The organism is Paraburkholderia sp. UCT31, from assembly GCF_014397655.1.
GTDB classification, from domain to species: Bacteria; Pseudomonadota; Gammaproteobacteria; order Burkholderiales; family Burkholderiaceae; genus Paraburkholderia; species Paraburkholderia tuberum.
In genome coordinates, this window is the sequence record NZ_VZQP01000050.1 from 1 (window position 1) to 17,931 (window position 17,931).

Consider the following 17,931-nt stretch of genomic DNA (forward strand, 5'->3'; position numbering starts at 1 on the left):
GCCGTGGTCGCGGGCGTGGGCGAGATAGATGACCTGCTGTTGCTGGACATCGCGAGTGCCTGCCGCGATGGTGTGCAGCATGGGCTTCCAGATATGGGTTGCACTTTTGTCGATCAACGTGACCTGAGCGCGGCCGCTGCGGCCAAGCGTGTTGCCCAGCCTGGTCGCGAGCAGAAGTCCAGCGATGCCGCCGCCGACGATGACGATCCGGGTGGTCTGGCGCGTTGTCAAATATCTCTCTTGCATGATTCCCTGCTCCCTTGCTCGCTTTTCAATACTGAGCAGTATAGTTATAGAGGTCGTCCGCGTCAAGTTAAATGAACTGTATGGTTCATGTATCATAAGATCACAACGTTGAAAGTCGAAGGCCAGCCACGGGCGTGCCGCCGGCCATAGCCCAAAGCCCGCAACCTCGGCGTTTTTCTTTGATGCCTGGAAGTCGAGTTGCGCTGACGGTTCACCCCGGCGACGGGGAAGGAATCGACACTGCCAGCGGGAGGAGCCGTAAGCAACGTGGGCGATTGTCCCCAAGGTGAGGTTTTTCGGGAGCCAAAGGCTTCCGTTCTACCCGGATTGAGCAATTGCGGCGAGCGCGAGGTCTCGAATGCGGGGCCGACCTCCTGGAACTCCTCACCATGGCGCACAAAGCGTCGTTCTCTCGACTCCTGGAAATCCTCACCATCCTGGAAGACCTCACCTCAACAGCTCGCTTCAACTTTTAGCCCTGCATTCCAGCGTGCTCTTCGCGCACTGGACACCGACGCGCTCCGCGCTCGCTGGTCCGAAACGCAATCGTTCACCGCAACGCTGAAGCCAGCGAAGCACGCGCTGCGCGCTTCGACGCACCTCATCCCAATCGCCGTTCCGACGCAACCACCGCTCCCGTAAACCCTCACCGTAGCGCCATCTCCTGGAATTCCTCACCATTCGCGCGTCGCTCGATCCGGGCGTCGCCCATGCACGCCATTCATATCGATCATTTTTGGCCCGAATTTGACCGCGTTCATCGCCGCTCATATCGTGCAGCCATGTCGTCCGAATGTGATTCGCCCCGCTGCGTAGAGCCATCGTCATGCGGGAACCTCAATCTTCGTTCTCCCTGAGCCATGAACTCTGACGCCGTGAATTCCGATCTGAGCGCCCCGCTCGCATCACGCCGATCCGCCGCCGCGACGGGCGGCGTACGACGCGCGGTCACGACCGCCGTGCTGGGTCAAATCCTCGAATGGTATGACTTCTTCCTGTATGGAACGGCCGCGGCACTGGTATTCGGCAAGCTGTTCTTCCCCGTCGGCAGCGATCCGCTCACCGGCACCGTCGCCGCGTTCGGCGGCTTCACGGTCGGCTTCATCGCGCGGCCGATCGGCGGTGTGCTGTGCGGACATCTCGGTGACCGCTACGGGCGCAAGCTCGTGACGATGCTGACGCTGTTCGCGATGGGCACGGCGACCATGTTGATGGGCGTGCTGCCCACCTACCAGCAGATCGGCCTCGCCGCGCCGGCGCTGCTCGTGTGTCTGCGCATCGTGCAGGGGCTCGCCGCGGGCGGCGAATGGAGCGGCAGCATCCTGCTGATCCATGAGAACGCGCCGCAATCGAAGCGCGGCGCGCTCGCCGCATGGAGTCCGTGCGGCGCGGCGCTCGGCTTCGTGCTGTCGACCGGTGCGTTCCTGCTGGTGCAGAACCTGTCGTCTGCCGATTTCCTGAGCTGGGGCTGGCGCATTCCGTTCCTCTGCAGCGCCGCACTCGTCGCACTGGGCTTGTGGATGCGCCGCTCGGTCGGCGAAAGCGCCGCGTTCGCTCGAGCGAAGGCAACGCGTCGCGACACCCGCATGCCGGTGATCGAAGTGTTGCGGCAATGTCCTCGCGAAGTGCTGACGATCTTCGGTTTGCGCTTCGGCGAAGGCGGTGCGTCGTACATCTTCTTCGCGTTCTCGATCGCGTATGGCCAGTTCCTCGGCATCAAGTCGAGCTGGATGCTCGGCGGCCTGACTCTTTCGATGCTGCTGATGATTCCGTTCTCGCTGTTCTTCGGCTACCTGACCGACAAGGTCGGACGCAAGCCCGTGTATCTCGCCGGCGCGATCGCGATGGTGCTCGTCGCATGGCCGTATTTTGCGCTGCTCGGCTCCGGCGAATACTGGAAAGTGATCACGGCCCTCGTGCTGGCGAACAGCCTCACGCTCGGCATCCTCGAAGGCGCGCAGCCCGCGTTCATCAGCGAACTGTTGCCGGTACATCTGCGCTTCTCGGGGCTTGGCATCGGGCGCGAAATCTCCTCGGTGCTCGGCGGCGGCCTGTCGCCGATGATCGCCACGGCGCTGCTCGCGCACTATCGCAGCGCGACGCCGGTCGCTCTGTATCTCGGCGTGCTCGGCCTGATCACCGTGATCGCGACGCTGCTCGCCCGGGAGACCTATCCGAAAGCGATGCGCATCGAAGCGCATCAGAAAACCGAATGACATCGTTCACATCACCGAATCAAGAGGTAACGCGCATGCACGCCGTTCATACCGCCAGCGCCCGCGCTTGCACCGCCGACGCACCCATCATCGACACGCAGGAGGACTACCCCGAATACACGGGCCCGCTGTCGCTCGATGACCTGATCACCGAAGTCGAGCGTCGCCGCGACGAGTTCGATGCGGTTTCACACGTCCCGCGCGACATGATCCTGAAGATGAAGCGCGCGGGCATCTTCCGCGCGAGCACGCCGCAACGCTTCGGCGGCGACGCGCTGCCGCCGCCACAGTTTCTGGCGATGCTCGAACGCATCGCGATCGCCGATGGTTCGACCGCATGGGTCGCGGCCTTTGGCTCCGCGAACACGTATCTCGCGTCGCTGCCGGTCGAGACCCAGGCCCGCATCTACGCGTCCGGTCCGGACCAGGTTTTCGCGGGCGGCCTGTATCCCCTGCAACCGGCCGAGCGTGCGCCCGGCGGCTACGTCGTGTCGGGTCAATGGCGTTTCGCGAGCGGCTGCAAGGGCGCGGACTGGCTCGGCGTCGGCATCGGTGGCGCGCCGGGCAAGGTCGGCGACGCGAACGCGGGCAAGCCGTTCACGGCCGTGTTTCCGGCGAGCGAAGTCGAGATCGTCGACAACTGGAACGTGGTCGGCATGCAAGGCACCGGGAGCCACGATCTGCGCCTGAAAAACAAGTTCGTCGACGAGCAATGGACCTTCGTGCGGGGCGGTGCGCCGCTGATCGACGAGCCGCTCTACCGCTACCCCGCCGTCGCATATCAGGCACAGGTGCACGCGGCTGTGAACCTCGGGCTCGCGCGCGCGGCGCTCGACCTGCTGGCCGGTATGTCCGGCGTAACCAGAACGACGACCGGCGCGCCGCGTCTTGCCGACCGCGCGTACTATCGCTCGGGTCTCGCGCAGGCGGAAGCGAATCTGCGCAGCGCGCGCGCGTTCTTCTTCGAGTCGGCGCAAACTTCGTGGCGCACGGTCATGGCGGGCGACCCCGTGTCGCCCAGCGAGGCCAATCTGCTGCGGCTCTCCGCGACGCATGCCGCGCATACGTGCGCCGAGGTGGTCATGCAGGCGTACAAGATGGCTGGCATCGGCGCGATCTATCGCGAGAGCCGCATGCAGCGGATGGTGCGCGATTCGATCGTCGTCACACAGCACGCGTTTCTCGGCGAAGGCACCTACGACGCGTCGGGCGCGCTGTTCGTCGGCATACCGCCGGTCACGCCCTATCCCTGAGCGACGTAGGAGCGACTGTCATGACGCACGACGAAACGCGCACGCACTTCCGCAACGCGATGGCTTGCCTCGGCGCGGCCGTCAACATCATCACGACCGATGGTCCGCGCGGGCGCTGCGGCATCACCGCGAGCGCGGTCTGTTCGGTGACCGATACGCCACCGACCATGCTGGTGTGCATCAATCAATCGAGCTATGTGCATGACGTGATGCACGAAAACGCGAACCTGTGCATCAACATCCTTGGCGCGCACTGCCAGGACCTGGCGCGCGTGTTCGCGGGCATGACGGGTTGCTCGATGGACGCGCGTTTCGATCAATGCGCGTGGCAGCCGGGAGCGCTCGGCGCTCCGGTGCTTGGCGACGCGCTCGCGAGCCTCGAAGGACAGATCGTCGACAGCAAGACGGTGGGCTCGCACTCGGTGATGTTCGTGCGGATCGAACGGATCGCCGCGCGCGATGACGGCGATGGACTCGTCTACTTCGGCAGGCAGTTCCACCGGCTTGCGCGTGCCGGTGTCGCGACTTGCGAGGCGGCATGACGATGCAGGTCTGTCTCTTTCTGATCGGCACGAGCGACGCGCGGCAATCGCTCACGGACCCGCCCGCGCTGCTGCGGGCCGCCACGCAAGTCGCGGGGCTGCGCAAGCTGATCGTACACGAGCCGATCGCGGGACGGGTCGATGCGCGTATCGCACCGGCGGCCGATGCGCCGTCGTGCGTGCTGCAGTGGTACTTCGACGAACTCGAGCCGCTCGAAGCCGCGCTCGAACCTGACGGCGCGATCGCGCACGCGTTGCATTCGGCCATGCGCGCCGAATTCAGCCCGCAAAGCTTCTCGCAGCAGGTGATGGCCGTGCGCATCTTCGCGCCACCGCAGGCTGCGTCGGTCGAAGACAACGCGCAACGCTGCACCTATCTGGTCGCATACGAAGGCGTCGCGCAAGACTTCAACGCGTGGCTTACGCACTATCTGGCGCATCATCCGCCGTTGATGCTGCAATTGCCGGCGCTGCGCGAAATGGAGATCTACACGCGCGTCGACAGCCGCAGCGGTTTGCCGTTTGCGCGCACGAGCGCGATGCAACGCAACAAGGTCGTGTTCGACGATGCGAGCGCGCTCACCGATGCGCTCGCGTCGCCGGTGCGCGATGCGATGCGCCGCGACTTCCAGGCGCTGCCGCCGTACAGCGGGGCGACGCCGCATTTTGCAATGCGCAGCATCTACGGTAACCTCGCCGCATATTGACCGGCGCGTCGCGCGGCCAGCGACATGCCTTAGTTTGCGAGAGCTGCGCATGAACAAGCTGAATCCCGGCATCGCCGATCTGAATCTTCTGCGCGTGTTCCTCGCGATCTGGGACCTGCGCAGTCTGACGGCGGCCGGCGATCGGCTCGGTCTCACGCAACCGGCGGTCAGTCATGCGCTGCGCCGTCTGCGCACTCTGTTCGAAGACCCGCTGTTTTCGCGCACGCCCAACGGCATGGTCCCCACCGATGCCGCGTACCGCCTCTATCCGCCGCTCGCGCAAGCGTTCGCGATCATCAACGAAGCCGTGCAGCAACTGGCGAAGTTCGAGCCGTCGACCGCGCGACGGGTGTTTCGCATGTCGATGTCGGACATGTCGGAGTTCTACTTCTTGCCCCCGCTCGCCGCGCTGCTCGATCGCGAAGCGCGCGGCATCCGCATCGAGGTTGCCAATGTGCCGGTCGAGTCGGTCAGCGCGGCGATGCGCGCCGGCGAAGTCGATCTCGCGCTCGGCTATGTGCCGGGTCTCGACGCGGGCTGCGTGAGCCGGACGCTGTTCGTCGACGAGCACGTGTGCGTGGTGCGCGCCGGTCATCCGCTGCGCAAGACGAGGCCGAGCCGCGAAGATCTGAGCGCGCTACGCTACGTGTACGCGAGCACCAATGCGACCGGGCATCGGATGGTCGAGCAATGGCTCGACGAGCTGAACCTGAAGCGCGAGGTCGTGCTGCGGCTGCCGCATTTCGTCGTCGCGCCCGAGATCGTGATGAATACCGATCTTGCCGTGATCTTTCCGAAAAGCATCGCGAAGCGCTTCAACCGCGGCAAGGCGTTCCGGATTCTGCCGCTGCCGTTTCCGCTGCCGCCGATCGAAATTCAGGTGCACTGCCACTCGCAGTTCGCGGCGGACCCCGGCATCGCGTGGCTGCGCGAGACCATCCATACGATGTTTCATCAGCCGGCACGCTGAGCGCCCGTGAGCTTGCCCGCGGGTGCCCGGGCACGCCGGGTATATTAGCTGCACTGATACCCGCCCTGCTTTTCGGCTAATTTGACGCCACTATCTGTCGCCTCGACACTGCGTATCGTGCGAAGCCTTTTCTGAAAGGCCGCCATCCCCCCACTTCAGATGCGAGCAGACATGTCCTCCGTTCAATCCCCGATCGCGGCCGGGCGCGCCACGGCAGAGTCGGATCGCGCACTCAGGAAAATCATCATTGCGTCGGTGGCCGGCAACGCGATGGAGTGGTACGACTTTTTCGTGTACGGCACCGCGGCTGCGCTCGTGCTCGGGCAACTGTTCTTTCCCGCCCACACGGACCCGCTGATCGGCACGATCGGGGCGTTTGCCGCGTTTGCGATCGGCTTCGTCGCGCGTCCGCTGGGCGGCATCGTGTTCGGGCATATCGGCGACCGCTATGGACGCCGCGCGTCGCTCGTCTGGACGCTGCTGATCATGGGCTTTGCGACCTTCGGCATCGGGCTGTTGCCGACCTATGAGCACGTCGGTCTGGCCGCCCCCGCGGCGCTCGTGGGCTTGCGCTTGCTGCAAGGCATCGCATCAGGTGGCGAATGGGGCGGCGGCGTGCTGATGATCAGCGAGAACGCTCCGCCCGAAAAACGCGGCTATTTCGCGGCGTGGAGTCAGCTCGGCGTGGGCGGCGGCTTCGTGCTGTCGGCGGGCGCGTTCCTCGCGGCGCAAGCGCTGCCGCACGATCAGTTCATGTCATGGGGATGGCGTCTGCCGTTTCTCGCGAGCATCGTGATTTTCGCGCTCGGCGTGTACATCCGTCACAACCTGCCGGAGAGCCGCGACTTCGAGAACGCGGAGAAAGCCGGCAAGACCGCGCATATGCCGGTGCTCGAAGCGATCAAGCGTCACCCGAAAGAGATCCTGATGGCGATGGGTCTGCGGGTCGCGGAAAACGGCGGCGCCTATATCTTTCTCGCGTTCTCGCTCGTGTACGGCAAGTTCGTCGGCATTTCGAATTCGGTGATGCTGACCGGCGTGATGCTCGCGATGGTGGTCGAAATGGGCGCCATGCTCGCGTGGGGCAAGCTGTCGGACCGCATCGGGCGCAAGCCGGTGTATATGATCGGCGCGGTGTCGCTCGTGGTGATGGCGTTTCCGTTCTTCTGGCTGCTCAACACGCAGTCCACGCCGCTGATCTGGCTCGCGCTTTTGCTCGGCACGGCCGTCTGCCACGGCGCGATGATCGGCACGCTGCCAGCGCTCGTCGGCGAACTGTTCAGCACCGAAGTCCGCTATTCCGGCGTGGCGCTCGGTCACGAAGTCGCGTCGATCTTCGCGGGCGGCCTGTCGCCGCTGATCGCGACCGCGGTGCTCGCGCACTACCAGGCCTACTGGCCGGTTGCCGTGTTCCTGATCTTGCTCGGTCTCGTTACCGTCGTCACGCTGAAGTTCACGCACGAAACGCGTCAGCCGTAATGCTTCGCCTGCCTGGCGTGCAAGCCTTCGCGCGGTGACGTGTATCGCGCGAAGGCTTCGCTTTGGCCCGCGCAGTCTGAGGTAAAGGAGTGCGGTAACATGGCACTCCCCCAAAGACCCGGTCCTCATGTCAGCGCATGAAAGTCGACACCACCACCGTTCGTCTCGTCGTCGCGATGGTCGAAGAGGGCAGCATCTCGCGGGCGGCCAACCGGCTGGGGCTCGCGGTGGCGGCGGCGTCGCGGCGCGTGTCGGATCTCGAGGAGCAACTCGGCACGAAGCTCTTCAGGCGCGTACCGCATGGCGTAGAAATGACCGAGTCGGGTGGCAAGCTGCTCGGCTATCTGCAGCAGGTCGACACGCTGGTGGACCGGCTCGCGAGCGAGGCGCAGGCACTCGTGAGCGGGTTCGACGGACGCATCGTGATCGGCGCGCCGAAAGCCGTGATCATCGAGTTTCTCGCCGCGGATATCGCCGCGATCCGGAATGCCTATCCGGGCATCTCGCTCAAGATCGTCGAAGAGAACAGCCGCATCGTGCAGCAGATGTTGCGCGACAAGATGATCGACATCGGCATCTACGAAAAGAAGAGCGGCTTTCTCGATCTGCCGCAAATGCGCTATCGCGAGGACCGGCTGGTGCTCGTTTATAGCCGCGCACATTTCCATCTTGATCCGCAGCCGATCACGCTCGACGCCTTGCTCGAGCTTCCGCTCGTCAGCCTCGGCAAGGGCTCGGCAATCCTTGCCGCCGTGCAGCGCGCGTTTCACAGCCGCGGCCGCCGCTTCGATTGCGACTATCTGGTCAATGGTTTCGACACGATGCTCGCCGTCGTGCGCCACGGGCTCGGCGTGGGTCTGATGCCGCCCGACGTGCTGCGCAGCTTCCATCCCGAGGACGGCCTCGGCGTCGTCGAGCTCGCGGGTGACTGGCATCAACGTAGCTACGTACTGTCTTGTGTGGAAGGACATGCGCAGGCGCAGACGCTGCGCAACGTCGAAGCCGCGCTCACGGCCGGACGGCGCGTGGCCGGCCGCTGAAGCGCGGGCGCAGCAGTTCCTGCGCTCGACACCCTCGACTGCAAAGCACCCCCTTCGTCTTTTGCGAAACCAGGTATGACCGTCGCATTCTTGCGGCGGCACCCTCGCGTGCGCGACAGTTGACGCACGCCAACACGGTGCTGCAACGGCCGGCCGCGCGACGCGCTTCGCGCGACAGCGGCCCGGCAGGAAAAACAGGAGACGACATGACGCAAAGCCACGCACAAACACCATCCAGCGACGACGCGGATACGGACAACCGGCCGTTGCCGCTGCAGGGCATCCGTGTGCTCGACGTCAGCCAGGTGATGGCCGGCCCGTTCGCCTGCATGATGCTCGCCGATCTCGGCGCGGACGTCATCAAGGTCGAACCCCTCGAAGGCGACCAGACGCGCGGCGCCATGGGCTTCAAGATGAAAGGCCCGGACAGCATGGGCTTTCTGAACATGAACCGCAACAAGCGCTCGGTCGCGCTGGACCTGAAGACCGACGAAGGGCGCGAGTTTTTCTACAAGCTGGCCAGGACCGCCGACGTGATCGTCGAGAACTATCGGCCCGGCGTGGTTCAGCGGCTGCGGATCGATTACGAGACGATCCGTGAAATCAACCCGAAGATCGTCTACGCGAGCATCTCGGGCTTCGGTCAAAGCGGCCCGTGGTCGCAGCGCCCCGGCTTCGACCTGATGGCGCAGGCCATGTCAGGCGTCATGAGCGTGACGGGCTACAAAGGCGGCAAGCCCGTCAAGGCCGGCGTGCCGGTGGCGGACATCGGCTGTGCGCTGTTCGCCGTGTACGGCGTGCTTTCCGCTTATATCGGCGCGCAGAAGACCGGGCAGGGGCAACACATCGACGCGTCTCTGTTCGATTCGGCGATGGCCTTCTCGATCTGGGACATGTCGGATTACTGGGGAACGGGTGTCGAGCCGACGCCGCTTGGCACAAGCAACAAGATGAGCGCGCCGTATCAGGCCGTGAAGGCGCGCGACGGTTACTTCGTGATGGGCGCAACCAACCAGAAGCTGTGGTCGCGTCTTTGCGAACTGCTGGAGCGGACCGATCTGCTGACGAATCCCGAGTTCGAGACCGTTTCCCTGCGCCTGAAGAACCGCGAAGCGCTGATCGAATCGCTCGAGAAGTCGTTCGGCCAGCGCGACTGCGAGGCATGGATCGAGACGATGCTGGCCGCGGGCATTCCCGCCGGACCGATCCTGTCGTATCCGCAAGCCTTCAGCAGCGAACATGCGCAGTATCGCCGCATGTGCATGGAAATCGACCATCCGGTTGAAGGCAAGGTCAAGAACATCGGCTTTCCGGTCAAGATGCTCGGTACGCCGCAGCGCGTGCGACGCCATCCGCCGCGGCTGGGCGAGCACAACGACGAGCTTTACGCAGAGATCAACGGGGCCGCGAAATGAGCGAAGCGACGAGTGAGAAAGTCAGGCTCGAACGTCTGACGGAGTCGGTCGCGCAGATCGTGATCGACCGCCCCGAGCGGCACAACGCGATGTCGATTCCGATGTACGAGACCTTGCTGGCATTGATCGACCAATGCCGCGCGGACGAAACCGTAGGTTGCATCGTTCTGCGCGGCGCGGGCGGCAAGTCCTTTATCTCGGGCACCGACATCGACTACTTCCGCGACTTTACGGCAGGCTCGCAGGGCGTCGAATACGAAGCGCTCGTCGAACAGGTGATCGACGCGGTCGAACGCATTGCGGTGCCCACCGTCGCCGCGATCGACGGTTGGGCCGTGGGTGGCGGACTCGCCATCGCTACCGCGTGTGACTTCCGCATCTGTGCGGAGGGCTCGCGCTTCGGCGCGCCGATCGCAAAGACGTTATCGAACACGCTGTCGTCACGCAATCTCGCGAGGCTCGTGGCGGCATTCGGCGTGCCGCGCGTGAAGAAGATGCTGCTGCTCTCCGATTTCCTCAGCGCCGCCGAAGCGCACGCGTGCGGCTATGTGTATGACGTCACGGCGAAGGAACAGGTCGGCAACGCGGCGTGCGCGCTCGCCGAGCGGCTCGTTGCGCTATCGCCCGTGACGCAGCATGCGGTCAAGGAGAGCTTGCGGCGCATCGTGATCGATCAAAGCCTCGCAGACGAGGATCTCGTCGAGCAGGTGTACGGCAGCCAGCGGTTCCGCGACGCCGTCGCGGCCTTCGGCTCGGGAACGCCGAAAGGCTGAGCGTCCCGGATCGCGTCAACATCAGTACGGCAGCGGGGCAGTTCAAGAGCGAGCTCGGCCTCAGCAATACGCAGCTCGGCATCATTTTTTCGGCATTCGCGTATCCGCACGTGATCTTCCAGTTTGTCGGCGGATGGGGCAGCGACTGCTTCGGCGCGCGCCGCACGCTGCTTGCATGTGCGGCAATCTGGGCTGTGGCGACCGCGCTGACCGGCATGGCGGGCGGTTTCGCTTCGCTGATCGCGGCGCGCCTGCTGCTGGGTCTCGGCGAAGGCGCGACGTTTCCGGCCTCGACCAGCGCGATGGCTGCACGATCCGATGATTTCGCTGATCTTCCTTGCCGCGGCGATGTTCTTCAACGAAATGAACGTCGGCCCGATGTGGGCGATTCCGATGGACGTCGCCTACGACCGCTCCGGCGGCCAGCGGCATCATGAGCGGCACCGGCTTCACTGCGGCGATCGTGAGCCCAGTCATAGCCGGGTTGGTCGCCGACCGGTTGCACAGCTGGGATCTGACGTTCGTACTGTCGATCGGCGTGATGCTCTTCGGCATCGGGCGCTTGACACTTCAGCATAAAATAAATCGCATTGATGCAAGCGCGGTTTTTTAATCTATTTTGCTTATTCGATGCGGCGCGCTAATCTTGGCATATCGTCCCCCCCAGGAATACATCGGAAGGCAATCATGCAAGCGCAAACCCTGAAGGTTCGGGTCGACGCCTTGTGCGAAGAAGCGCACGGGGTCCGCTCGTTCAGCATTTCGCGGCTCGATGGGCTGCCGTTCGAGCGCTACGAACCCGGCGCCCATATCGACGTCACGAGTCCTTCGGGCGTCACGCGGCAATACTCGTTGTGCGGCGACCCGGAGTGTATCGAGTCGCAGATTTTCGCGGTGAAGAAGGAGGAGCAATCGCGCGGCGGCTCGCGCTCGCTCCATGAAGAGGTGAGCGTCGGCACCGAGCTGTCGGTCGGCGCGCCGCGCAACCTTTTTCGTCTCGAAGAAAGCGCGGACGAGCACATCCTGATCGGCGCGGGCATCGGCATTACGCCGTTGCTGTCGATGGCTTATCGGCTCGCCGCGCGGCACGCGCGCTTCACGCTGCACTATTTCGCCCGCAGCGAGGCGCACGCGGCCTTCATGACGCTGCTCACGCGCGAGCCGTTCGCACGGCACGCGAAGCTGCATTTCGGCGTGCAGCCCGAGGAGCTGAAACCCGCGCTCGATGCGTGCCTGCTCGATGCAGGCGCGAACGCGCATGTCTACACGTGCGGTCCCTCGCCGTTCATGGATTTTGTCGTAGCGAGCGCCCAGCAACGCTTGCCCGCAGAGGCGATTCATCTCGAACGTTTCAAGGCGGAGCCGGCTCCCGTGGCCGAAGCATCGCTCGACAGCTTCGACGTGCAATTGGCGAGCAGCGGTCAGACGGTGCGAGTCGATGCGAACACGTCGATCGTCGATGCGCTCGCGTCGATCGGTATCGAAGTGGACACGTCATGCGGCGAAGGCGTGTGCGGTACCTGCATGGTCGATGTGGTCAGCGGCGAGCCCGAGCATCGCGATCACTGTCTGAGCAAGGCCGAGCGCGCAAGCAATAGCGTGATCTGCTGCTGCGTGTCGCGCTCGCGAACCCCCGTGCTCGTGCTCGACCTCTGATTCACCTGCGCGCAATCACATTTTCTCGAATCCCGCGAGGATCTCGGTGATGAGGCCGCGCATCCACGCGATGCCTTCGTCTTCGTGGAAGTGCTCGTGCCAGTGCATCGTCACGGCGGCCTTCGGCAGCGGCACGGGCAGTGCATAGATCCGGAACGCTTCGCCGCGATTGAGGATATGCGCGAGCCGTTCGGGCAGCGTCGCGAACAGATCCGTCGCGGCCAGCACGCCAGGCACCGCGACGAAGTGCGGCAACGCGAACGCGATATTGCGGCCGACGCCTTGCGCGCGCAGCGCGTCGTCGAGCGCATGGTGACTGTGTTCGAGCGAGCGCACCTGGATGTGCGACGCGGCCACAAACCGTTCGAGCTTCAGCGTGTCACCGCTCGGTAGGTCGCGGCGCTTGCGCGTCATGCACACATACGATTCCTCGAACAGCAGGCTATGCCGCGTGCGCGGCAGCAGCGACGGCAGATTGCCGATCGCGAAGTCCAACCGGCTCGAGCGCAGCGCCTCCTCGATCTCCTCCACCGGCAACGGCTCGACGACCAGCTTCGCGCGCGGCGCGGACTTCTGCAGCGCCGCGCACAGCGCGGGCAGATAGGCCATTTCGCCCGCATCCGATAGCGACAGACGAAACGTGCGCGTGCTCGTCGCCGGATCGAAACGTTCCGCGTAACGCAGCGCCTGACGCACGGTGTCGAGCGCGTGGCCGACGATTTCCGCGAGCTCGAGCGCGACGGGGGTCGGCTGCATACCCGCGCGCGTGCGGATAAAGAGCGGATCGTCGAACATCGTGCGCAGACGGCCGAGCGAGTAGCTGACCGCGGGCTGCGACAGCGCGAGGCGTTCGCCCGCTTTCGTCAGGCTGCGCTCCTCGACGATCGCCTGAAACACCCTCAGCAGATTGAGATCGACGTGGTCGATGGAGGTCATGGGGTCTCTTGTGATATCAGCCGAACTTATTCGGCAACCTGTTTTTAATCGATTTGACGCATGATCGTCGCAAAGCGAGACTGATGTCAACGAGAGGATGCGCTGATGTGTGGCACGCGACTCGTCGCGTCGATGTGCGTCTTCATTCCAACCACGCAACTGTCCCCCGCATACGATGAGTACGCCGACCTATCAAACCATCGACACCAGCGCTTTAGCCAGGCGCGCCGAGGCCGATCGCATCGCGCCTTCCCTCTACTACGATCCCGAGCTGTTCGAAGTCGAACTGGAGCGCATTTTCTACAAGACGTGGATCTGGGTCGCGCATGACAGCGAGCTGCCGAAGCCCGGCGATTTCATCACGACGACGATCGGCCGGCAGCCGGTGATCGTCGTGCGCGACAAGAGCGGCGCGGTCAACGTACTGCAAAACCGCTGCCGGCATCGCGGCGCGACCGTGTGCGAAGAGCACAAGGGCAATGCGAAGGGCTTCACGTGCCCGTATCACAGCTGGTCTTATGCGCTCGACGGCACGCTGCGCGCTCTGCCGTACGGCGACGGTTACGAAGGCGTATGCGAAAAGGGCGATCTGCCGCTCAAGAAGCTGCGCGTGGGCGTCTATCAGGGTCTCATTTTCGCGAGCTTCAACGAAACGATCGAACCGCTCGAAGACTTCCTCGGCGGCGCGAAGCCGTGGATCGACCTGTTCATGAAGCAGGGCGCGGGCTATCCGATCAAGGCCAACGGCGAGCACAAGTTCAAGTTCAAGGGCAACTGGAAGATCCAGCTCGAAAACACGACGGATCTGTACCACTTCCCGGTCGTGCACAAGTCGTGGATGAAGTCCATCGACGACGAAACCGCCGCCGCGATCACCAGCTTCATGACGAGCGACCAGGCGTTCTGCCGCTCGCTCGGCAACGGTCACAGCCTCGCGGTGCTGATGCCCGAGATCGTCGATCTGGACCGCGACGATGGCGCGCCGCTGCCCGAGCGCTTCAGCGAACTCGCCGCGCAACTCGCGCAAAAGCACCCGCCGGAAGAAGTGCGCCGCATCGTGCGCTCGCTGATGGGCGTCGGCTTCAACCTGAACCTGTTCCCGAATCTCGCGCTGTCGATGGCGTTCTTCCGCGTGCTGCGGCCGATTTCCGCCGAGGAAACGGAGATTCGCCACGTCGCGCTCGCGATGGACGGCGGTCCTGAAGAAGCGAACCGCGTGCGCCTGCGCATTCACGAGCACTTCCAGGGCCCCTTCGGCTTCGGCAGTCCCGACGACGCCGAAGCGTGGGAGCGCGTGCAGCGCGGCTCGCATGCGGGACCGGACGTACCGATCCTCGTCAATCGCGGTCTGAATCGCGAAACGACCGCCGCGAACGGCGAGAAAACCGCTCACGCAACCGATGAAACCGGCATGCGCGAAGCCTACAAGCAATGGCGCGCAATGATGGAGCAGGCATGATGGACGACAGAAACGCACTCTTTTCCCACCAGACCTTTGCGCGCGCGATCGAGTTCATCTGGCGCGAAGCCGAATTGCTCGATCGACGCGACTATCGTGAGTGGCTCGAGTTGTGGGACCCGGCGGGCCACTACGTGGTGCCGATCGATCCGAAGGCGACCGATTACGCGGCAACGCTGAACTACGCGTACGACGATCGGCACATGCGCGAGCTGCGCGTGCAGCGCATGACGTCGGGCTATTCGGCATCCGCGTCGGATGCCGCGCGCACGGTGCGCACGGTGTCGCGCTTCACGCTCGCGAGCGATAGCGCGGACGTGGTCGAAGTGAAGTCGTCGCAGATCATCATTGCGTACAAGCGCGGCACGTCGACGATCTTCGCGGCCGATCTGACGCACAAGATCAGCATGGCGAGCGGCGAGCCGCGTCTCGTCGAGAAAGTGATCCGCCTGATCGATTCCACCGATGCGCTGAGCGCGATCGGCTTCCTGCTCTGACGGTCATCATGCCAACACTCGAAGTCTATTTGCCGCAAGGCCATCCAGACGAACGCAAGGCGAAACTGATTCAAGGGTTGACCGATGCGACCGTCGAGGCAATCGCCGCGCCCGCGGAGTCCGTGCGCATTCTGCTATCGGAGCTGGCGGCAACGAACGCCGGTCTTGGCGGCAAGCTCACGCCTGCCGCGTTGCCGGTCATCATCGCAATCCTGATAGCGGGTCGCACCGACGCGCAGAAAGTCGCGTTGATTGCCCAGCTATCCGAAACGATCGCCGCGATCCTCGACCTGCCGCTGCCTTCCACGCGCGTGATGATCAAAGACATTCCCAACACGGACTTCGGCATCGGCGGCAAGACCGCGCGGGCGCTGGGCCGCTAGCTTCGCGATGCGCTCAGGCTTGGGACTGCAGGCGCAAGTGCTGGCGGTCGTCAATCTGGGCCTCGCGCGCGCGGCGCTCACGCAGATCGTGCGGGAAGGCGCCGACGTCGTGAACCGCGCGTATCGGCTGGGCGGCACGATGGCGATCTATCGCAACCATCCGCTGCAACGTCTCGCGCGCGATGCGATGGTCGTCACGCAACACGCCTTCCTCGGCGAAGGCAATTACGACGGAGCCGGCGCCGTGTTCGTCGGCGTGCAGCCGATTCCCGGCTACCTGTGAGCTCTCTTCAATCAATCGAACCAAGGAACGTTCCCATGAGCGACAACCGAAACCTGCCTTTGCGTGTGCTGTTCTGCTGCGGCGTCTCGCAGAACTTCTTCGACTTGCCGCGCGAACAGATCGGCGAAGTGTGGCAAGCGTACGGCAAGATGCTGAACGCGATCGAAGCGATGGAAAACGTGCGCGTGCTGGGCGTGATGGACGACGATCGGCTCGTGGTCGGCAACGCCGATGGCGCGCCGTGGACGTTCTACATCATGGCCGACGTCGCCGACTTCGATACCGCGGTGGCCGTGTGCAATCTGTATCGGACGACGCCGGTCGGCGACTACAACCTGTGGCGCTACGGCAAGATCGAGGCGCGCGTGGGCCGTGCGCTGACGGTGCCGCCAGCGGTCGCCAACCATGCGTGACGCTATGATCGATCCGGCTATCGACGCGCTGCTCGCGCGCGTCAAAGCGCTAGAAGCACAGAACGCGGTGCGTAAGACGATCGCGCGCTACATGGCGCTGTGCGATGTGCCCATGCGCGCGCTCGAAGGCGAGGCGCTCGCCGCGCTGTTCGCCGAAGACGCGATCTGGGAAGGCATCGGCCCGCAGTACGCGAACAAGTTCGGGCGTCTCGAAGGGCCGGCGCAGATCGTCGCGATGCTGCAGCGTTATCTGCCGCCCACGCCGCACTTCGCGACCAATGTGCACTTTCTGACTGCGGAGCATATCGAGGTGAACGGCGACACGGCGAAGGGTCGCTGGATCATGTTGCAGGCTTCGGGTTATGTCGATGCGAAAGCGGAACTGATCGCGGCGCGCCTCGAAGTCGACTTCGTGCCCGCCACTCACGATGCGGGCGCGACATGGCTGATCCGCCATTTCCGTACCGAGCGTCTTTTCGATGCACCGTGGCAAGTCAACCCGGCCCAGGGAGTTTCGGCATGAGCGCATTTCTGCAGACATTCGATCTGAGCGCGACGGACAGCGCCGACGCGCCGACGATCGCGATCAAAGACAGCATCGACGTCGCCGGCTACGCGACGACAGCGGCAAGCCGCGCGCTTGCCGACGCACCGCTTGCATCGGAGCACGCCGAAGTCGTGCGGCGTTTGCTCGACGCCGGCTGGCGCGTCACTGGCAAAACCAACATGCACGAACTCGCGTTCGGCATGACCGGCATCAACGACTTTTCCGGCACGCCGGTCAATCCGCAGGACGCGGCACGCATTCCGGGCGGATCGTCGAGCGGGTCCGCGTCGGCGGTCGGGCAGAAGTTCGTGGACGCCGCGCTCGGTACCGACACCGGTGGCTCGGTCCGCGGCCCGGCCGCATGCTGCGGCGTTATCGGCCTGAAGCCGACGTTCGGCCGCGTGTCGCGGCACGGCGTGGCACCGCACGTCACGACACTCGACTGCGTTGGACCGTTTACGCGCGAGACGGACACGCTGATTCGCGTGATGACGGCGATCGATCCTTCGTTTCGCGCTGACGATGCGCGTCGAGACGTTTCGCAGTTGCGCATTGGCATGGTCGCAGTCGACGCGGATGACGACATCGCCAAAGCAATCGCCGACGCTGTCGGAAAGTCCGAACTCGCCACGCAAGCGATCGAACTCGCGTCGCTGAAGGACGCATTCACGGCCGGCCTCGCGGTGATCAACGCGGAAACATCGCGCGCATTCGGCCATCTGGTGGCAAGCGGCAAGCTCGGCGCCGATATCGAAGCGCGCCTGCGCGCGGCCGCGGCCACGAGCGCCGCCGATCTCGACGGGGCGGAACGCGTGCGCCGCACCTTCACCGACGAAGTGGACCGCGCGCTCGACCGGGTCGACGTACTCGTGCTGCCCACGCTGCCTGCATTGCCGATCACGCTCGAAGCAGCACGCGCCGGCACGTCGGTAATCGGCATGTCGTCGTTGATCCGGCCGTTCAACCTGAGCGGGCATCCGGCGCTGAGCCTGCCCGTTCCGATCGAAGGCTCGACGCTGAAGGCGGGCCTGCAAATCATCGGTCGCAAGAACGACGACGAAACGGTGTGCGCGGTCGCCGCGCACCTCGAAGCGCGCCTCGCGCAATCCGCCTGAA

Annotated in this window: 19 protein-coding genes and 2 pseudogenes; 19 read left to right on the forward strand and 2 right to left on the reverse strand. The window is 64.4% G+C overall.

The annotated features are described in order from the left end of the window. The coding region (locus F6X40_RS31620; protein WP_187630559.1) for an NAD(P)-binding protein at positions 1 to 231 on the reverse strand (231 nt) is incomplete at its 3' end. A gap of 875 nt (positions 232 to 1,106) precedes the next feature. On the opposite strand from F6X40_RS31620, the gene F6X40_RS31625 reads away from it, so the two are divergent. From F6X40_RS31625 to F6X40_RS31675, 12 genes and pseudogenes are all read left to right on the forward strand, one after another. Beyond that, positions 1,107 to 2,462, forward strand: a complete 1,356-nt coding sequence (locus F6X40_RS31625) for an MFS transporter (RefSeq protein WP_187630529.1) — start codon at positions 1,107 to 1,109, stop codon at positions 2,460 to 2,462. A 35-nt stretch (positions 2,463 to 2,497) separates the two neighbouring features. Next, a complete protein-coding gene (locus F6X40_RS31630; protein WP_187630530.1) occupies positions 2,498 to 3,715 on the forward strand; it encodes an acyl-CoA dehydrogenase family protein in 1,218 nt (405 codons plus the stop codon). A 20-nt stretch (positions 3,716 to 3,735) separates the two neighbouring features. Further along, on the forward strand, positions 3,736 to 4,257 hold the full coding sequence (hpaC, locus tag F6X40_RS31635; RefSeq protein ID WP_187630531.1) for a 4-hydroxyphenylacetate 3-monooxygenase, reductase component: 522 nt from the start codon (positions 3,736 to 3,738) through the stop codon (positions 4,255 to 4,257). A 2-nt stretch (positions 4,258 to 4,259) separates the two neighbouring features. Then, entirely contained in the window at positions 4,260 to 4,964 is a 705-nt protein-coding gene (locus tag F6X40_RS31640; protein WP_187630560.1) for an EthD family reductase, read from the forward strand. A gap of 49 nt (positions 4,965 to 5,013) precedes the next feature. Then, complete coding sequence (locus F6X40_RS31645; RefSeq protein WP_187630532.1) at positions 5,014 to 5,934, forward strand: LysR family transcriptional regulator; 921 nt, start codon at positions 5,014 to 5,016, stop codon at positions 5,932 to 5,934. Positions 5,935 to 6,105: 171 nt separating this feature from the next. Next, on the forward strand, positions 6,106 to 7,413 hold the full coding sequence (locus F6X40_RS31650) for an MFS transporter (protein ID WP_187630533.1): 1,308 nt from the start codon (positions 6,106 to 6,108) through the stop codon (positions 7,411 to 7,413). 137 nt (positions 7,414 to 7,550) lie between these two features. Next, the gene (locus F6X40_RS31655; protein ID WP_090808166.1) at positions 7,551 to 8,453 is read left to right on the forward strand and encodes a LysR family transcriptional regulator; all 903 of its coding nucleotides are present in this window, start codon (positions 7,551 to 7,553) and stop codon (positions 8,451 to 8,453) included. 206 nt (positions 8,454 to 8,659) lie between these two features. Further along, a complete protein-coding gene (locus F6X40_RS31660; RefSeq protein ID WP_184073037.1) occupies positions 8,660 to 9,868 on the forward strand; it encodes a CaiB/BaiF CoA transferase family protein in 1,209 nt (402 codons plus the stop codon). Next, complete coding sequence (locus F6X40_RS31665) at positions 9,865 to 10,641, forward strand: enoyl-CoA hydratase (protein WP_184004534.1); 777 nt, start codon at positions 9,865 to 9,867, stop codon at positions 10,639 to 10,641. Before F6X40_RS31660 ends, F6X40_RS31665 begins: the two co-directional genes overlap by 4 nt. An 8-nt stretch (positions 10,642 to 10,649) precedes the next feature. Continuing rightward, positions 10,650 to 10,949 (forward strand): annotated as a pseudogene (locus F6X40_RS42760) (MFS transporter); the annotation flags it as partial. Between the two features lie 125 nt (positions 10,950 to 11,074). Continuing rightward, the gene (locus tag F6X40_RS42765) at positions 11,075 to 11,254 is read left to right on the forward strand and encodes a hypothetical protein (protein ID WP_262421611.1); all 180 of its coding nucleotides are present in this window, start codon (positions 11,075 to 11,077) and stop codon (positions 11,252 to 11,254) included. Positions 11,255 to 11,328: 74 nt separating this feature from the next. Next, positions 11,329 to 12,297 carry a PDR/VanB family oxidoreductase gene (locus F6X40_RS31675; protein ID WP_187630534.1) on the forward strand — a complete coding sequence of 323 codons (969 nt, stop codon included), beginning with the start codon at positions 11,329 to 11,331 and terminating at the stop codon, positions 12,295 to 12,297. A gap of 15 nt (positions 12,298 to 12,312) precedes the next feature. On the opposite strand, the gene F6X40_RS31680 is transcribed toward F6X40_RS31675, so the two are convergent. Then, positions 12,313 to 13,233, reverse strand: a complete 921-nt coding sequence (locus tag F6X40_RS31680) for a LysR family transcriptional regulator (protein WP_187630535.1) — start codon at positions 13,231 to 13,233, stop codon at positions 12,313 to 12,315. Positions 13,234 to 13,408: 175 nt separating this feature from the next. Here F6X40_RS31680 and F6X40_RS31685 point away from each other — a divergent pair, with 175 nt between their 5' ends. The 7 genes and pseudogenes from F6X40_RS31685 (at position 13,409) to F6X40_RS31715 (ending at position 17,930) form a co-directional block, all read left to right on the forward strand. After that, entirely contained in the window at positions 13,409 to 14,692 is a 1,284-nt protein-coding gene (locus F6X40_RS31685) for an aromatic ring-hydroxylating oxygenase subunit alpha (protein ID WP_184037866.1), read from the forward strand. Beyond that, the gene (locus tag F6X40_RS31690) at positions 14,689 to 15,189 is read left to right on the forward strand and encodes an aromatic-ring-hydroxylating dioxygenase subunit beta (protein WP_187630536.1); all 501 of its coding nucleotides are present in this window, start codon (positions 14,689 to 14,691) and stop codon (positions 15,187 to 15,189) included. The genes F6X40_RS31685 and F6X40_RS31690 overlap by 4 nt, the downstream gene beginning before the upstream one ends. A gap of 8 nt (positions 15,190 to 15,197) precedes the next feature. Further along, positions 15,198 to 15,572 (forward strand): tautomerase family protein, encoded by a 375-nt coding sequence (locus tag F6X40_RS31695; RefSeq protein ID WP_187630537.1) that lies wholly within the window; start codon positions 15,198 to 15,200, stop codon positions 15,570 to 15,572. Between the two features lie 55 nt (positions 15,573 to 15,627). Further along, positions 15,628 to 15,855, forward strand: a pseudogene (locus F6X40_RS31700) (flavin-dependent monooxygenase); the annotation flags it as partial. A gap of 35 nt (positions 15,856 to 15,890) precedes the next feature. After that, positions 15,891 to 16,268, forward strand: a complete 378-nt coding sequence (locus tag F6X40_RS31705) for a hypothetical protein (RefSeq protein WP_184073051.1) — start codon at positions 15,891 to 15,893, stop codon at positions 16,266 to 16,268. Then, a complete protein-coding gene (locus F6X40_RS31710; protein ID WP_187630538.1) occupies positions 16,261 to 16,791 on the forward strand; it encodes a nuclear transport factor 2 family protein in 531 nt (176 codons plus the stop codon). Before F6X40_RS31705 ends, F6X40_RS31710 begins: the two co-directional genes overlap by 8 nt. Continuing rightward, on the forward strand, positions 16,788 to 17,930 hold the full coding sequence (locus F6X40_RS31715) for an amidase (RefSeq protein ID WP_187630539.1): 1,143 nt from the start codon (positions 16,788 to 16,790) through the stop codon (positions 17,928 to 17,930). The genes F6X40_RS31710 and F6X40_RS31715 overlap by 4 nt, the downstream gene beginning before the upstream one ends. The last annotated feature ends 1 nt before the right edge of the window (position 17,931 follow it).

Excerpts from the sequence above, each read along its gene's own strand:
- F6X40_RS31625 (WP_187630529.1), top strand. The coding sequence starts at position 1,107 with ATGAACTCTGACGCCGTGAATTCCGATCTGAGCGCCCCGCTCGCATCA.
- F6X40_RS31630 (WP_187630530.1), top strand. The coding sequence starts at position 2,498 with ATGCACGCCGTTCATACCGCCAGCGCCCGCGCTTGCACCGCCGACGCA.
- hpaC (WP_187630531.1), top strand. The coding sequence starts at position 3,736 with ATGACGCACGACGAAACGCGCACGCACTTCCGCAACGCGATGGCTTGC.
- F6X40_RS31640 (WP_187630560.1), top strand. The coding sequence starts at position 4,260 with ATGCAGGTCTGTCTCTTTCTGATCGGCACGAGCGACGCGCGGCAATCG.
- F6X40_RS31645 (WP_187630532.1), top strand. The coding sequence starts at position 5,014 with ATGAACAAGCTGAATCCCGGCATCGCCGATCTGAATCTTCTGCGCGTG.
- F6X40_RS31650 (WP_187630533.1), top strand. The coding sequence starts at position 6,106 with ATGTCCTCCGTTCAATCCCCGATCGCGGCCGGGCGCGCCACGGCAGAG.
- F6X40_RS31655 (WP_090808166.1), top strand. The coding sequence starts at position 7,551 with ATGAAAGTCGACACCACCACCGTTCGTCTCGTCGTCGCGATGGTCGAA.
- F6X40_RS31660 (WP_184073037.1), top strand. The coding sequence starts at position 8,660 with ATGACGCAAAGCCACGCACAAACACCATCCAGCGACGACGCGGATACG.
- F6X40_RS31665 (WP_184004534.1), top strand. The coding sequence starts at position 9,865 with ATGAGCGAAGCGACGAGTGAGAAAGTCAGGCTCGAACGTCTGACGGAG.
- F6X40_RS42765 (WP_262421611.1), top strand. The coding sequence starts at position 11,075 with ATGAGCGGCACCGGCTTCACTGCGGCGATCGTGAGCCCAGTCATAGCC.
- F6X40_RS31675 (WP_187630534.1), top strand. The coding sequence starts at position 11,329 with ATGCAAGCGCAAACCCTGAAGGTTCGGGTCGACGCCTTGTGCGAAGAA.
- F6X40_RS31680 (WP_187630535.1), bottom strand. The coding sequence starts at position 13,233 with ATGACCTCCATCGACCACGTCGATCTCAATCTGCTGAGGGTGTTTCAG.
- F6X40_RS31685 (WP_184037866.1), top strand. The coding sequence starts at position 13,409 with ATGAGTACGCCGACCTATCAAACCATCGACACCAGCGCTTTAGCCAGG.
- F6X40_RS31690 (WP_187630536.1), top strand. The coding sequence starts at position 14,689 with ATGATGGACGACAGAAACGCACTCTTTTCCCACCAGACCTTTGCGCGC.
- F6X40_RS31695 (WP_187630537.1), top strand. The coding sequence starts at position 15,198 with ATGCCAACACTCGAAGTCTATTTGCCGCAAGGCCATCCAGACGAACGC.
- F6X40_RS31705 (WP_184073051.1), top strand. The coding sequence starts at position 15,891 with ATGAGCGACAACCGAAACCTGCCTTTGCGTGTGCTGTTCTGCTGCGGC.
- F6X40_RS31710 (WP_187630538.1), top strand. The coding sequence starts at position 16,261 with ATGCGTGACGCTATGATCGATCCGGCTATCGACGCGCTGCTCGCGCGC.
- F6X40_RS31715 (WP_187630539.1), top strand. The coding sequence starts at position 16,788 with ATGAGCGCATTTCTGCAGACATTCGATCTGAGCGCGACGGACAGCGCC.